Origin of the sequence: Flavobacterium sp. UBA7663 (genome assembly GCF_002483315.1) — a bacterium.
Classification (GTDB): domain Bacteria; phylum Bacteroidota; class Bacteroidia; order Flavobacteriales; family Flavobacteriaceae; genus Flavobacterium.
In genome coordinates, this window is record NZ_DLHR01000028.1 from 1 (window position 1) to 14,326 (window position 14,326).

Below are 14,326 nucleotides of genomic sequence, written 5' to 3' on the forward strand. Positions count from 1 at the left end.
GGACCAAGAGTTTTATGGAATACTGAACGCCTGCTTCTAAAAATTAATCGAAACGTATTGCTTTTACTGGAGAAATCTTAGTAATAATGTAAGATGGGATTAATAATACCAATAAACAAACGATTACTGTTCCTACATTTAATAGTGCGATGTGGAGTAAATTAATACTAACAGGCGCTTGATTTACGTAATAGTTTTCGGGATTGAGTTGGATTACTCCGAAGAATTTTTGGATTAATAATAAGGAAATAGCAATTAGATTACCCCAAAATAATCCGCGGGCGATTAAATAGAAAGCGTTGTAAAGGAAAATTTTTCTGACATTCCAATTGTTAGCACCCATGGCTTTTAGAATTCCAATCATTTGGGTGCGTTCTAAAATTAGGACTAACAATGCAACTACCATATTAATGGTAGCCACTACAATCATTACTATTAAAATTACTAAAATATTAAAATCGAATAATTTTAACCATTCGAAAATACTATAATACTTTTCTTCGATGGTGACACTATTATAAGTAGGCGGAATTTCTTTGTAGACTTCCTCGCCTTTTTCTTTGATTTTTGAGAAATCATCTACAAAAACTTCGAATGCACCGACTTCTGTTGGTTGCCATTTATTAATAAGTTGCACGTGGCGAATATCTCCTATTATATAGGTAGCATCGAATTCTTGAAAACCTGAGTTGAAAATTCCCGTTATTAGGAAGTTTCTTTTGTTCGGAAGTTTTCCGTTGTCTTTCATGAAAAAGGTTAGAAACTTATCGCCTACTTTTAATTGTAGTCGCTTAGCTAAGTATTCCGAAATCAAAACTTCGGTATTTAATTCGGATTTTAGATTTGGGATTTTACCATCAACCAAATATTCTTCTAAATTGGTGAAATTATAATCTTTTCCGACACCTTTATATATGATTCCTTCGAAAGCTTTTTCTGTACGTATGATTCCAGCTTTGCTTGCTACGGCTTGTACATGACTAATACCTTCTACATTTTTGAATTTGGGATAAAAACTTTGATTAATGGAAATAGGTTCAGTGGTGACTTGTGATTGATTGTCATCAAAATTAGAAATAATAATATGTCCGTTGAAAGCAGAAACTTTCTCTCGAATTTTATCTTGAAGTCCAACACCAGTAGCCACAGCCATAATCATCATAATAATTCCGATGGCAATTGCCGTAATCGCAATTTTTATAATTGGCGAAGAAATACTACTTTTATAACTTTTAGCAGCAATTAGTCTTTTGGCTATGAAATATTCTAAATTCAAAGTTTTTATGACATCTAAATTATTTTTCAAAAGTACATTATTATTTTTTTCTTTACTAATCGTTTCGTGTGGAAGTAGTAAAAAGGCTATTCCGCAGGTAAAACCGAGTACTGATAATGTGACTTTGACTTCCTCTTCAACAGATGTCACTTTTAAAACCGGTGCCGAAAACTTTGAAAGTTATTTACCTTTATTGAAAGACAAACGTGTTGGAATAGTTACGAATCAAACGGGAATTCTTTCGAAAGAGAAACATTTGGTGGATTTTTTAATCGAACAAAATATCAATCTTCAGAAAATTTATGCACCTGAACATGGTTTTAGAGGAACAGCTGATGCTGGTGAATTAATTGTAGATGGAAAAGATACTAAAACAAATTTGCCAATCATTTCCCTTTACGGAAACAACAAAAAGCCAAAACCTGAGCAATTAGAAGGAATTGATATCTTGGTTTTTGATTTGCAAGATGTGGGCGTGAGATTTTACACTTATATATCGTCGTTGCATTATGTGATGGAAGCTTGTGCGGAAAACAATATTCCGCTTTTGGTTTTAGACCGACCAAATCCGAATGGAACTATTATTGATGGTCCGATATTAGAAAAGGAACACAAGAGTTTTGTTGGGATGCATGAAATTCCAGTTTTGCACGGGATGACGATTGGTGAATATGCCAAAATGATTAATGGCGAAAATTGGCTAAAAGACAGTTTGCAGTGCGAATTAAAAGTAGCACCTTGTTTAAACTATTCGCATGAAATGAAATATATTTTACCTGTGAAGCCTTCGCCAAATTTACCTAATGATCAATCGATTAATTTATATGCTAGTTTGTGCTTTTTTGAAGGTACGAATGTTAGTTTAGGTCGCGGAACAGAGAAACAATTCCAAATTTATGGTTCGCCTTTCTTACCTGAAAGTGAGTTTGATTTTAGTTTTACTCCGAAACCCAATTTTGGCGCAAAAGATCCCGTTCATAATGGAAAGTTATGTTTTGGAGAAGATTTAACCGAAATTAGAAAAGTGCACCGATTGGAATTAAAATGGTTATTGAAAGCTTACGAAAACACTGCTGACAAGACTGTTTTCTTCAATGATTTCTTCACCAAATTAGCCGGAACCAAAAAACTCCGTGAACAAATTGAAGCCGGAATGACCGAAAAAGAAATTAGAAAAACCTGGCAAGAAGGTTTGGAGCTATTTAAGGAGGTTAGAAAGAAGTATTTGATTTATGAGTAAAGAGAATAGAAAAAAGATGAAAGAGAAAAGACTGAAAATTGACTCAATAAGAATAATCATTTTAAATATTGTTATTCTACTATCAATTGTTTCTTGCAAGAAAACAAATAAAAAAGAGGATGAGTTTTCAATTTCACCTAACGAGTCATTTATAGAAAAATTCGGAAATACTAATTTAACCAATAGTCTTAAGAGTAGAATTCATAAAGGAGATACGATTGCTTATGGTAATCTAAAAGAAATATACTACTTAAGTGGTTACAAAAAAGAATTCTTCTTCTATTCGTATTATATGGCAAAAAACTTCAAGTATATTGATGCATACGAAGACTGTTTCTCAAATTTAAAACATACAAAAAATGATAATTCAGATGCAGTTTTAAACAAATCAACGGAATATTTTTTACTAAAAGCTTACGAAAAAAATCCAAAATCTCTTGAGCATCTAGTTACAGAATTTTATGGAGAAAAAGAAAATATTCCAAAATCTGATTCAATCTTAGTAATCAAATAACTACAAAGGCAACTTCTCCTTCATTTTCTCCACAATATTAAACGCCGCTGGACAAATCGCAACATTTAGTAAAGTTAAATCGGTGATTTGATTGAATTTTTTTCTGTCCGTGTGAGGGAATTCTCGGCAGGCTTTTGGGCGGACATCGTAGATGAAACATTTGTTATCGCTATCTAAAAACGTACACGGCACACTTTTCAAAACATAATCTTTATCTTCATCAATGCGAAGATATTGCTCAATAAACTGCTGTGGTTTTTGACGAAAACTCTTTGAAATTCGTTCAATATCGGCCGAAGTAAACAACGGCCCAGTTGTTTTGCAACAATTAGCACACTCCAGACAATCCGTTTTTTTGAATTCGGCATCGTGTAAATCTTGCATTACATAATCCAAATTCTTGGGTGTTTTCTTTTTTAGCTTATCAAAATACTTTTTGGTTTCGATATGTGTATCTTTGGCAAGTTTTCCGAGTTCGTTTAAATTTGGCTTTAGCATGAATTAATTTGTTTCAAGTTTCAGGTTTCAAGTTAAGTCACTTTATGTTTTTTATATACGAAAACCCACTGAAGGCAAAGTTAACAACTTGAAACTAAATAAACCTGAAACTTTAAACAAAAAAAGATGAAAGACCTTTTCGGAAAAGCCATTTTAGATTACCAAACGAATAATTCTCCCGAAGATATAATCACAGAAACTTCTATTTCGGAAGCCGATGAAATGAGCGTTGCCTATTTGTTTCGTGATTTTAAAGAGATGCCAAAATTGGAGCAAAAAGCGTTACAATTGGCAAAAGGTAAAGTCTTAGACGTTGGTTGCGGCGCTGGAAGTCACGCACTATATTTACAAGATAAAGGTTTTGATGTTACGGCAATTGATATTTCAGAAAATGCAATTAAAGCTTGTGAATTAAGAGGTTTGAAAAACTGTAAAGTTTCGGATGTTTTGGATTTAGATACTTCTGAAAAATTCGACACTATTCTACTTTTAATGAACGGAACTGGAATTTTCGGAAAAATGAATCACATCCCGACCTTTTTACAAAAATTAAAATCGCTTTTAAACAAAGGAGGACAAATTTTAATTGATAGTTCGGATTTAATTTACATGTACGACCAAGACGAAGATGGCGCTTACGAAGTTCCTGCGAATGGTTATTATGGCGAATTAACGTTCACCATTCAATATAAAGGAGAAACCGAAGATACTTTTGATTGGTTATATTTGGATTATAACACACTTCAAAACGCAGCAATTGCCAATGGTTTACAATGCGAATTGATATTAGAAGGCGAGCATTTTGATTATTTGGCGAAGCTATCCATATAAAAACAAAAAATCCCAAAACTAACGATTTGGGATTTTTTATTTATTTAAATGTCAAAGGCATTTTTAAATTTATACTGACTGGCTTTCCTCCTCTTGAAGCGGGTTGCCATTTTGGAGCTTTTCGCAAAACTCGAATTAATTCTATTGCCGAATTAGAACCTAAATCTCTGACAACTTTGATGTTTTTTACTTCGCCATTTTCATTAACAGTAAATTCAAAAACGATTTGTCCTTTTTTCTCTACTGTTTGGGTGTCAAAATTTGCTATTATGTAATCGTAAAATTTATCAATCCCTCCATTTTGAAATTTGGCTTCGATAAATTCACCACCTAAATACACTTCATCTTCTCCTCCTAATTGCGAAAAACTTAAGTTAGAAAACAAAACAAATACTGCTAATACTAAAAACTTCTTCATATAATTAAGGAATATTCAAATATTTATGCGTTTGCAACGAAACTCTCCATTTTGGATTGTTCATCACATAATCAACTATTAAAGGTGTCATTTCTTCTTTTTTGCTCCACTCGGGTTGTAAAAATAAAATGGCGTTTGGATTTACTTTTGCAGCTTGTTCTTCCGCAAAAATGAAATCGTGTTTGTTGTAGATGATTACTTTTAATTCGTTTGCAATATCGTAAGCACTTTGAACAGGTAATTTATTTTTCTTTGGCGACAAACAAAACCAATCCCAAGTTCCCGAAACTTCGTAAGCTCCAGAAGTTTCAATATGCACTTTTAAATTTTGAGCTTTTAGTTTAGAAGTCAACAATGTCATATCCCAAGTCAAAGGCTCGCCACCAGTTACTACAACCGTGTCAGCGTATTTTTTGGCATTGGCAACAATAATATCAGTATTAGTCGGCGGATGCAATTCGGCATTCCAACTTTCTTTTACATCGCACCAATGGCAACCAACATCGCAACCGCCAATTCGAATAAAATAAGCTGCTGTTCCTGTATGATATCCTTCGCCTTGAATCGTGTAAAACTCCTCCATTAAAGGCAACATTTCGCCTTTTTCAACCGCTAACTGTGTTTCTTTTTGTAACATCTTAAAACTAAAATAGTCGGCAAAGATACAACTTGGAAGTTAGAATTTAAGAATATGAAGTTAGAAATTAATTTTCGAGTTGAAGTTGTTCTTGAAATTTCGTCCGATTTTACTACATTTGAAATTCAAAATACATCAAAATGAGCAAGACAGAAGATTTTATCAAACATATAACGGAAGGATATACTTGTAAAGGAGAATTCATCACATTAGGTGGAGGGATTTTAGATGGCGAAGCGGTTCCAAATACACACGTAAACATTCCATTAAAAACTTTAAACCGTCACGGATTAATTGCTGGAGCAACCGGAACCGGAAAAACCAAAACCATTCAAGTGCTTTCGGAACAATTATCGCAAAATGGTATTCCTGTTTTAATGATGGATATTAAAGGAGATTTCTCGGGAATTGCAATGCCTGGCGAAGAAAAATCGTTTATTACAGAACGTCATGCTAAAATTTCGATTCCATACGAAACGAAAGCTTTTCCGGTAGAATTAATGACAATTTCAGAACAAAATGGTGTTCGATTAAGAGCTACAGTTTCTGAATTTGGACCTGTTTTATTCTCTCGAATTTTAGATTTGAATGATACGCAATCAGGTGTGGTTTCAATCATTTTTAAATATTGTGATGATAATAGTTTGCCATTATTGGATTTAAAAGATTTCAAAAAAGTACTTAATTACGCAACCGAAGAAGGAAAAGCCGAATTTGAAGCCGAATACGGAAGAATTTCAACCAGTTCAACAGGTTCGATTTTGAGAAAAATCATCGAATTAGAACAACAAGGTGCAGAATTATTCTTTGGTGAAAAATCATTCGATATTCAAGATTTAATGCGAGTTGACGAAAATGGAAATGGTTATGTCAACATCATGCGATTAACCGATATTCAAGACAAACCGAAATTATTCTCAACTTTCATGTTGAGTTTGTTAGCCGAAATTTACAATACAATGCCCGAACAAGGCGACGCTGGACGACCAGAATTAGTAATTTTCATAGACGAAGCGCATTTGATTTTTGACGAAGCAAGTAAGGCGTTATTAAATCAAATTGAAACGATTGTGAAATTGATTCGTTCTAAAGGAATTGGAGTTTATTTCATAACGCAAAATCCGATGGATGTTCCAACAGGAGTTTTGGCGCAATTGGGTTTAAAAATTCAGCATGCTTTAAGAGCTTTCACAGCTAATGATAGAAAAGCTATCAAAATGACAGCTGAAAATTATCCTGATACCGATTTTTATGAAACCGATGAAGTGTTAACTTCGTTAGGAATTGGAGAAGCTTTCGTAACAGCATTAAGCGAAAAAGGAACACCAACTCCATTAGTGGCTACGATGATGCGAGCACCAATGAGTAGAATGGATGTTTTAACTGAAAGTGAAATTGAAGCAAGTATTGCAAAATCGAAATTAGCTAAGAAATATAATGAAGTAGTTGACAGAGATAGCGCTTACGAATTATTAAACAAAAAAATTGCCGAAGCACAAGAAGTTGCAGCCGAACAAGAAGCAGAAAAACCAACCCGAAAAGCAAAAGAAGAACCAAGCACAACAGAAGTCATTGGAAAATCGATTACCAAAGTAGTGACAAGTGCGAGTTTTATTCGAGGTGCTTTTGGTTTGCTGATGAAGATGTTTAAACGTTAATGAAAGGGATTGTTACCATAGGATTACTTATACTTTCTAATGTTTTTATGACATTAGCTTGGTATGGTCATCTAAAATTTAAAGAATTAAAGTGGTTTGAAAACGCAGGATTAATCACCATTGTTTTAATCAGTTGGGGATTAGCCTTGTTTGAATATTTCTTTCAAGTTCCTGCGAATAAAATTGGTTACCAAGGCAATGGTGGTCCGTTTTCATTAATGCAATTAAAAGTAATTCAAGAAGTAATCACTTTAGTAATCTTTGTGATTTTCTCGATGCTTTTCTTTAAGAACGAAACATTCAAATGGAATCACGCAGTAGGTTTTTGTTTTTTAGTATTAGCGGTTTATTTTATTTTTAAGAAGTAACAAAATGAAAAAATATTTTATCCAAAAAGCACCGTTCGTAGTTCCAACAACTGATGGTAAATTAATTGAAGAACATCACGGATTGGCAACCACAAATAATTCCGCAATTTCGATTGCACATATGATAGCACCACCAGGTTGGAGCGAACCTTTTCAAACACCTGAATTTGATGAATACACGTATATCATCAAAGGGAAAAAGCAATTCATTATTGAAGACGAAACAGTAGTTTTAGAAGCAGGTCAATCCATTAAAATTGAGAAAAATACTCGTGTTCAATATTCAAATCCATTTGATGAACCATGTGAATATTTGGCGATTTGTACACCAGCTTTTAGTATGGATGCTGTAAATAGAGAAGAATAAAAAGAGGCAATTGCCTCTTTTTATTTTAATAATTCTAATATCTTATTTTCTACTTCTTCTGAATTCCAATTTTCTTGAATATTCTCCATTTTCAAAACTTCTTGCATAATTTCATTTTGAAAATCACCAATCGCCATAGCTTCTGAATAAGGTTGTAAACTAAAAGTTACTCTACTGTATAATGGCATCCATTTTTCTGGATGTTTGTCGGAAAACCATTTTTCGATTTTCTTTTGCAATAAAAAATTAGCATCCGCAGTTTTCGCACTCATTTCTTCAAAATTTCTTCTGGAAAGTTCGGCAATGGCATCAGCGTTTGGTTTTCTTGAAATTTCGTATTCTTTGAAAATTCTATCCCAATCATCGCCATATTGTTGCATTAATTCATTCAGAATCGTAATATCTTCAAAACCTGCATTCATTCCGTGACCATAAAACGGCACAATTGCATGAGCTGAATCGCCAATTAAAGCAATTTTATCATTAAATGTCCAAGGAAAACATTTCATAATCGCCAAATAACTGTTTGGATTTCTGAAAAAATCACGCACTAAATCTGGGATTACATCTTTTGTGTCTGGAAAATAATTTGCAAAAAACGAAACTAATTTTTCTTCGTTGGTCAACGATTCGAAAGAATTTTCGCCTTCAATCGGCATAAACAAAGTACAAGTAAACGAGTTGTCTAAATTAGCCAATCCCATTAACATGAAATTCCCTCTCGGCCAAATATGTAAAGAATGAATATCAATTTTTGGAGAACCATCTGCATTAGCTGGAATGTGCAATTCTTTATAACCAATTTTCATGAACTCTTGCGAATAATCAAACATCGATTGACGTTGCATTCTGTGTCTAATTCTCGAAAAAGCACCATCTGCTCCGAAAACTTTATCGTATTTTAACTCAGTCCAATCACCTTGTTCCGTTTCGCCTTCCCACAAAGTTGCGGTGGCTAAGGTTACATCCCAAATTTTACGTTCAAAGAAAAATTCTACTCCTTCAGCTTCAGCTAAATCCACCATTTTTCTATTCAAAACGCCTCTTGATAGAGAAAAAATAGCTTCACCTTCTTTTCCGTAATATTGATAATTTAGTTTTCCATCTTGTAAATGGATGGCTCTTTTATCAACTGGAATTCCGATTTTTCGAATTTCTTCATCTAAACCCACATCTTCCAATGCTTTCCAACCGCGATTTGACATCACCAAATTAATGGAACGACCCGAAAACTCAACCGTTCTAATATCGGGACTTCTGTCGTAAACATGTACTATATGTCCGGCTCTTTTTAAATAGATTGCCAGTAAAGTTCCTACTAATCCAGAACCTACAACAGCAATTTTTTGTGGCGTTTGCATGAAGTTTTTGTAAAAATTTGGACTACAAAAATACGGAATAATAAATTTTAATACCTGACTTTTATCAGATTTTTCATTTTGAAATTTATTTTTGTTTAATTATTTTTAATATTAGTTAAACAAAATGTATCTTTGAATAAAAATTGCTATGATAAAGATTACAAAAGATGAATTATTTTATATGTCTAAAGTTCCTCGATTGAACTTGGTAAATTGTGTTACAGGTTATAAATCGGCTAACTTAATTGGAAGTGTTTCTGTAGAAGGTAATTTAAATGTTGCTATATTTAGTAGTGTTACCCATTTAGGAAGCGAACCACCTTTATTAGGATTTATTTTAAGACCTACAACGGTTCCAAGAGACACTTATAAAAACATAAAAGAATCCGGATTCTTTACTGTAAACCACATTACCGAAGAAATGATTGCTGATGCACATCATACGTCTTCAAGTTATGAAGAACACATTTCGGAATTTGATAAAACGAATTTAGAACCTGAATTCATCGATGACTTGAAAGTTCCATTTGTTAAAGGAAGTCCGGTACAATTACTTTGTAAATATGTGAACGAATACAAAATTGAAGAAAACGATTGTATTCATATCATCGCTTCGGTTGAGACTATTTATGCTGATGAAAAACTATTTCATGATGATAATTGGATGCAATTGGATAGGGGAAATGTGATTACAATTAATGGTTTAGATGGTTATGCTGTTCCAAAATTAGCAGACAGATTTCATTATGCACGACCAGATAAACCTTCAACTTCGATGTTATAATGGCGCATAAAAAAGTAAATCTTCCCGAAAAAATCTGTAAAACCTGTCAACGTCCTTTTTCTTGGCGAAAAAAATGGGAGAAAAACTGGGAAGAAGTAATGTATTGTAGTGATAAATGCAGAATGAATAAAATTTAAAAAATCAAGTTCAAGGGCAAAATCAATAATCAAACAAAAAATAAGGAACACAGATTTAAGAAATAAGAGAAATCTTTAAAATCTTTTATGAACTTTTTCACAAAGTTATTCCGTAAAGAAAACTTATGTGACTTATATGTTTAAAATTATGAACGGACTAATATGGTTTAGAAACGATTTGCGCACGATTGACAATCATTCGTTGTACAATGCTTGTAGAGAAAATAAAAAAGTAATTGGTATTTACTGTTTAGATCCAAGGCATTTCGAAACAACTCAATATGGTTTCAAGAAAACAGAAAAATTTAGAACTCAATTTCTTCTGGAAACCTTAACCGAATTACAAGAAAATTTAGCTGAGAAAAATATCACATTATTAGTTTATTACGGTTATCCCGAACAATTGATTCCAGAAATAGCGGCTAAATATCAAATTGAAACGATTTATATTCAAAACGAATGGACGCAAGAAGAAGTGGATGTAGCAACTGAAGTTCGCAATTTAATTCCAGCGGTAAATTGGAAAACGTATTACGACCAATTCTTATTTCATCCTGATGATGTTCCGTATGAAGATTGGGAGAAAATTCCAGAAGTTTTTACGGAGTTCAGAAAGCAATTGGAAAAGAAAATTCGAGTGCGACCAACCGTTTCCATCTCAGCAAAACCGATTTCTAATTTAATTGAAGAAAAAACTACAATTCCTAGGTTGGTAGATTTGGGATTTGAAGATTTCAAGCAACCGAATAAAACCGCTTTTCCTTTTAAAGGTGGTGAAAATCAGGCTAAAAAACGAATCAAAGAATACTTTTGGGATACTAAAAAACTAGCCGTTTACAAGAAAACTCGAAATGGTTTAGTGGGAAAAGATTACAGTACAAAACTTTCGGCTTGGTTGGCAAATGGTAGTATTTCGGCACGAATGATTTATTGGGAAGTACAACAATTTGAGAAAAAGATTGTCAAAAACGAAGATACATATTGGTTAATCTTCGAGTTGATTTGGCGCGATTATTTCAAATACATTTCGCTAAAACACGGCAACACAATTTTCCAATTGAACGGCATTTTACAAAAAGAATACCTTTGGAATCAAAACACAAAAGCTTTCAACCAATGGACAAATGGGACAACACCAGAACATTTTGTAAATGCCAACATGATTGAACTACAAAAAACAGGCTGGATGAGCAATCGCGGTCGTCAAAATGTGGCGAGTTATTGGGCAAAAGAATGGGAACAAGATTGGCGCATTGGTGCAACCTATTTTGAAAGTATCTTGATTGATTACGATGTGCATAGCAATTATGGCAATTGGATGTACAATGCTGGTGTTGGTAACGATCCAAGAGATAGAAAATTCAACATTAAACGCCAAGCGGAAATGTATGATGGCGACGGTAAATTTCAGAAAATGTGGTTAATTCCTGAATTATTTTAAATGAAAACACTTCGATTAGTATTAGGTGACCAACTTAATTCAGAACATTCATGGTTTGATGAAGTCAATCCTAATGTTGTATATGTGATGGCAGAAATGTGTCAGGAAACGGATTATGTGAAACATCACATTCAAAAAGTAGTGGCTTTTTTTCTTGCGATGCGAAATTTTTCAGATGAATTGATAAAACAAGATCATGAGGTGATTTATTACAAAATTTCGGATGCAAATAATCCTCATAATTTGGAACAATTGATTTTGGATTTGATAGAGAAGAATAAAATCGAGCAATTTGAATACCAATATCCTGATGAATATCGCTTGGACGAACAATTGAAATCCATCTGCGAAAAACTTTCCATTCCAACAAAAGCTGTAGATTCGGAACATTTTTATACTTTCAGAAATGAATTAACGGATTTTTTCAAAGGGAAAAAGCAACTTTTGATGGAAAGTTTCTATCGTATGATGCGCAAAAAGCACCATATTTTAATGGTTGGCGATCAACCATTAGACGGAAAATGGAACTTTGACCATAACAATCGCAATCAATATAAAAATGAAGTTCCGATTCCTTTTCCTTTGGAATTTCATAAAAATGTGAGTGAAATTGTTACCGAAATTGAAAGTCAAAATATTAACACTTTTGGAAGTATTGATAAAGAAAATTTCAATTGGCCGACTTCCAGAGACGAAAGTTTGCAATTGATTGACTATTTCTGTGAACAGTTGTTGGCGCATTTTGGAACGTATCAAGATTCGTTGTTTAGTGGACATAAATTTCTGTTTCACTCGCGTTTATCTTTTGCGATGAATTCCAAAATGATTAGTCCAAAAGAAGTAGTTGATGCTGTAATTTCGTATTATTATCAAAATCAAGAAACCATTGAATTGGCGCAAGTAGAAGGTTTTGTGCGACAAATTATTGGTTGGCGCGAATATGTTAGAGGAATTTACTGGAAACAAATGCCAAATTATGCCCAAATGAACGCTTTGGAAAATTACAATCCATTACCTGAATTCTTTTGGACAGGAAAAACAAAAATGAAGTGCATGCAACATTCGATTTCCCAAAGTTTATCGGAAGCGTATGCACATCATATTCAGCGATTAATGGTAATTGGTAATTTTTCTTTGTTAGCACAATTACATCCTGACGAAGTTGACGCTTGGTATTTAGGCGTTTATATCGATGCGATTGAATGGGTAGAAATGCCAAATACTCGTGGTATGAGTCAATATGCTGATGGTGGCATTGTGGCGACTAAACCTTATGTTTCTTCAGGAAGTTACATTAATAAAATGAGCAATTATTGCGGCAGTTGTCATTACAAAGTAAAAGACAAATTAGGCGAAAATGCGTGCCCGTTTAACAGTTTGTATTGGCATTTTTTAGATGAGAAAAAGCAGCATTTTGCCAATAATCAAAGAATGAGCATGATGCTAGCGCTATTGAAAAAAATGAAACCGGAAGAATTAGCCGCAACGAAAGAAAAAGCGATTTCGATTTTAGAAAAAATAGAAACTTTATAAAAAAACCGAAGCTTTTGAAACTTCGGTTTTGAATTTTATTTATTAAACTTAATCTTATTTCCAACATTCATTTTTTGAGATTTAGCAAAAACACCACACATGTGAAACAACATTCTTGCTCCTACATTTCCATCCCAATCGTCATCGCCTGGCGCTACTTCTACTAAATCAAATCCGATGATTTCTTTATTCGTTTCTGCTAAGCGACTGAACAAATAAGCAGCTTGCTCAAATGAAAATCCACCTGGAACTGGAGTTCCTGTGTTAGGACAATACCAAGGATACATCCCGTCAATATCGAAAGAAATACAAACTTTTTCTGGTAACGAAGCGATAATTTGGTCGCATTGTTGCTGCCATGTTTTGCCTTCGAATGCTTCTTGTTTTAAATCGCTATCAGTGTGAACTAAAACTCTATCTTTCAAAGCTACTTCTACTTCTTGCTCACAGAAATCGCGAATTCCTACTTGAACAATTTTGGAAACTTGAGGAATTTGTAACGTATTGTACATAATGGAAGCGTGAGAATATGTAAATCCTTCATAAGCAATACGTAAATCCATGTGCGCATCTAAATGTAAAATTCCGAAGTTCTCATATTTAGTTGCTAATGCTTGGTAATATCCTAATGGCGTAGAATGATCTCCACCTAAAAGTACTACTTTTTTGCCTTTATTCATCCAATTTAGCGTTTGCTCACGAACGGCTTCCACCATATCAGAACAAGCATAATTGATTTCTTCCAAATCTTTCATTAATGATGGATGATGGTCTAAAATCATTCCACTTTCTAAGGCTTTGATGATTGGAGCAGCTTGCTTCTTATATCTTTTTGATTTCTTTTTTAACTCTTTTGGGGCTTTATCTAAATAAATACCTAATTTCCATAATTCAGGAAATTCTTGGTGATTTAAATCTACTTGAAAAGAAGCATCTAAAACCGCATCAGGACCTTTTGAAGCTCCAGAACCATAACTCACCGTAACTTCCCAAGGCACTGGAATTACAATAATTTCACTTTGTTCTGCCGAAAATGGCAATCCAAAAATAGTAGCATCGGCTAACCCTGGTTGAGAAGGGTCAAAATTTTCTAAAATTTGCTCTTTAGTCATTATTTCATGTAATTCAGTTATACATTACAAAGATAATTCATTTTAACAAAAAAAGCCGAACAAGAATGCTCGGCTTTTAATTATTTATTTGAAATTAATTGTTTCAGAATTTGTCGTAATTAATGAATTCGATATGTAAAATAATGATTTA

The 14,326-nt window shown here is 33.4% G+C and carries 16 protein-coding genes; 10 read left to right on the top strand and 6 right to left on the bottom strand.

Going from position 1 to position 14,326, the window contains the following annotated elements; all coding sequences use genetic code 11:
* Positions 1-43: 43 nt before the first annotated feature.
* The gene (locus tag B2741_RS11880; protein WP_291139669.1) at positions 44-1,276 is read right to left on the bottom strand and encodes an ABC transporter permease; all 1,233 of its coding nucleotides are present in this window, start codon (positions 1,274-1,276) and stop codon (positions 44-46) included.
* Between the two features lie 7 nt (positions 1,277-1,283).
* Between B2741_RS11880 and B2741_RS11885 the strand changes: the two genes are divergently transcribed.
* Both B2741_RS11885 and B2741_RS11890 read left to right on the top strand, forming a co-directional pair.
* A complete protein-coding gene (locus B2741_RS11885; RefSeq protein WP_291139152.1) occupies positions 1,284-2,516 on the top strand; it encodes an exo-beta-N-acetylmuramidase NamZ family protein in 1,233 nt (410 codons plus the stop codon).
* Complete coding sequence (locus B2741_RS11890; RefSeq protein WP_291139155.1) at positions 2,509-3,030, top strand: hypothetical protein; 522 nt, start codon at positions 2,509-2,511, stop codon at positions 3,028-3,030. The genes B2741_RS11885 and B2741_RS11890 overlap by 8 nt, the downstream gene beginning before the upstream one ends.
* Here B2741_RS11890 and B2741_RS11895 read toward each other — a convergent pair whose 3' ends face one another.
* On the bottom strand, positions 3,031-3,528 hold the full coding sequence (locus B2741_RS11895; RefSeq protein WP_291139157.1) for a YkgJ family cysteine cluster protein: 498 nt from the start codon (positions 3,526-3,528) through the stop codon (positions 3,031-3,033).
* A gap of 126 nt (positions 3,529-3,654) precedes the next feature.
* On the opposite strand from B2741_RS11895, the gene B2741_RS11900 reads away from it, so the two are divergent.
* Complete coding sequence (locus tag B2741_RS11900) at positions 3,655-4,359, top strand: class I SAM-dependent methyltransferase (RefSeq protein WP_291139160.1); 705 nt, start codon at positions 3,655-3,657, stop codon at positions 4,357-4,359.
* A 40-nt stretch (positions 4,360-4,399) separates the two neighbouring features.
* Here the strand turns inward: B2741_RS11900 and B2741_RS11905 are convergent, their stop codons facing one another.
* Positions 4,400-4,777 carry an energy transducer TonB gene (locus B2741_RS11905; RefSeq protein ID WP_290819821.1) on the bottom strand — a complete coding sequence of 126 codons (378 nt, stop codon included), beginning with the start codon at positions 4,775-4,777 and terminating at the stop codon, positions 4,400-4,402.
* Between the two features lie 4 nt (positions 4,778-4,781).
* Positions 4,782-5,414 carry a 7-carboxy-7-deazaguanine synthase QueE gene (locus tag B2741_RS11910; RefSeq protein WP_133610454.1) on the bottom strand — a complete coding sequence of 211 codons (633 nt, stop codon included), beginning with the start codon at positions 5,412-5,414 and terminating at the stop codon, positions 4,782-4,784.
* Between the two features lie 140 nt (positions 5,415-5,554).
* On the opposite strand from B2741_RS11910, the gene B2741_RS11915 reads away from it, so the two are divergent.
* From B2741_RS11915 to B2741_RS11925, 3 genes are read left to right on the top strand one after another with little or no spacing between them, the layout of a single operon-like run.
* Positions 5,555-7,072: a helicase HerA-like domain-containing protein gene (locus B2741_RS11915; RefSeq protein ID WP_291139163.1), complete on the top strand. Its 1,518-nt coding sequence runs from the start codon at positions 5,555-5,557 to the stop codon at positions 7,070-7,072.
* Positions 7,072-7,440: a DMT family protein gene (locus B2741_RS11920; RefSeq protein ID WP_291139166.1), complete on the top strand. Its 369-nt coding sequence runs from the start codon at positions 7,072-7,074 to the stop codon at positions 7,438-7,440. The genes B2741_RS11915 and B2741_RS11920 overlap by 1 nt, the downstream gene beginning before the upstream one ends.
* A gap of 4 nt (positions 7,441-7,444) precedes the next feature.
* A complete protein-coding gene (locus B2741_RS11925) occupies positions 7,445-7,807 on the top strand; it encodes a cupin domain-containing protein (protein WP_291139169.1) in 363 nt (120 codons plus the stop codon).
* 20 nt (positions 7,808-7,827) lie between these two features.
* Here the strand turns inward: B2741_RS11925 and B2741_RS11930 are convergent, their stop codons facing one another.
* The gene (locus B2741_RS11930; RefSeq protein ID WP_291139173.1) at positions 7,828-9,168 is read right to left on the bottom strand and encodes an FAD-dependent oxidoreductase; all 1,341 of its coding nucleotides are present in this window, start codon (positions 9,166-9,168) and stop codon (positions 7,828-7,830) included.
* A 148-nt stretch (positions 9,169-9,316) separates the two neighbouring features.
* Between B2741_RS11930 and B2741_RS11935 the strand changes: the two genes are divergently transcribed.
* The 4 genes from B2741_RS11935 (at position 9,317) to B2741_RS11950 (ending at position 13,063) form a co-directional block, all read left to right on the top strand.
* Positions 9,317-9,952: a flavin reductase family protein gene (locus B2741_RS11935; RefSeq protein ID WP_291139176.1), complete on the top strand. Its 636-nt coding sequence runs from the start codon at positions 9,317-9,319 to the stop codon at positions 9,950-9,952.
* The gene (locus B2741_RS11940; RefSeq protein WP_291139179.1) at positions 9,952-10,089 is read left to right on the top strand and encodes a DUF2256 domain-containing protein; all 138 of its coding nucleotides are present in this window, start codon (positions 9,952-9,954) and stop codon (positions 10,087-10,089) included. Before B2741_RS11935 ends, B2741_RS11940 begins: the two co-directional genes overlap by 1 nt.
* Before the next feature lie 148 nt (positions 10,090-10,237).
* Entirely contained in the window at positions 10,238-11,530 is a 1,293-nt protein-coding gene (locus B2741_RS11945) for a DASH family cryptochrome (protein ID WP_291139182.1), read from the top strand.
* Positions 11,531-13,063: a cryptochrome/photolyase family protein gene (locus B2741_RS11950; protein WP_291139185.1), complete on the top strand. Its 1,533-nt coding sequence runs from the start codon at positions 11,531-11,533 to the stop codon at positions 13,061-13,063. It abuts the gene before it with no gap.
* Between the two features lie 35 nt (positions 13,064-13,098).
* On the opposite strand, the gene B2741_RS11955 is transcribed toward B2741_RS11950, so the two are convergent.
* Entirely contained in the window at positions 13,099-14,175 is a 1,077-nt protein-coding gene (locus B2741_RS11955) for an agmatinase family protein (protein ID WP_291139188.1), read from the bottom strand.
* Positions 14,176-14,326: the final 151 nt, after the last annotated feature.

Coding starts and splice junctions, on each gene's coding strand:
- B2741_RS11935 (WP_291139176.1), top strand. CDS start 9,317: ATGATAAAGATTACAAAAGATGAATTATTTTATATGTCTAAAGTTCCT.
- B2741_RS11945 (WP_291139182.1), top strand. CDS start 10,238: ATGAACGGACTAATATGGTTTAGAAACGATTTGCGCACGATTGACAAT.
- B2741_RS11915 (WP_291139163.1), top strand. CDS start 5,555: ATGAGCAAGACAGAAGATTTTATCAAACATATAACGGAAGGATATACT.
- B2741_RS11925 (WP_291139169.1), top strand. CDS start 7,445: ATGAAAAAATATTTTATCCAAAAAGCACCGTTCGTAGTTCCAACAACT.
- B2741_RS11940 (WP_291139179.1), top strand. CDS start 9,952: ATGGCGCATAAAAAAGTAAATCTTCCCGAAAAAATCTGTAAAACCTGT.
- B2741_RS11955 (WP_291139188.1), bottom strand. CDS start 14,175: ATGACTAAAGAGCAAATTTTAGAAAATTTTGACCCTTCTCAACCAGGG.
- B2741_RS11910 (WP_133610454.1), bottom strand. CDS start 5,414: ATGTTACAAAAAGAAACACAGTTAGCGGTTGAAAAAGGCGAAATGTTG.
- B2741_RS11920 (WP_291139166.1), top strand. CDS start 7,072: ATGAAAGGGATTGTTACCATAGGATTACTTATACTTTCTAATGTTTTT.
- B2741_RS11950 (WP_291139185.1), top strand. CDS start 11,531: ATGAAAACACTTCGATTAGTATTAGGTGACCAACTTAATTCAGAACAT.
- B2741_RS11930 (WP_291139173.1), bottom strand. CDS start 9,168: ATGCAAACGCCACAAAAAATTGCTGTTGTAGGTTCTGGATTAGTAGGA.
- B2741_RS11905 (WP_290819821.1), bottom strand. CDS start 4,777: ATGAAGAAGTTTTTAGTATTAGCAGTATTTGTTTTGTTTTCTAACTTA.
- B2741_RS11890 (WP_291139155.1), top strand. CDS start 2,509: ATGAGTAAAGAGAATAGAAAAAAGATGAAAGAGAAAAGACTGAAAATT.
- B2741_RS11885 (WP_291139152.1), top strand. CDS start 1,284: ATGACATCTAAATTATTTTTCAAAAGTACATTATTATTTTTTTCTTTA.
- B2741_RS11895 (WP_291139157.1), bottom strand. CDS start 3,528: ATGCTAAAGCCAAATTTAAACGAACTCGGAAAACTTGCCAAAGATACA.
- B2741_RS11900 (WP_291139160.1), top strand. CDS start 3,655: ATGAAAGACCTTTTCGGAAAAGCCATTTTAGATTACCAAACGAATAAT.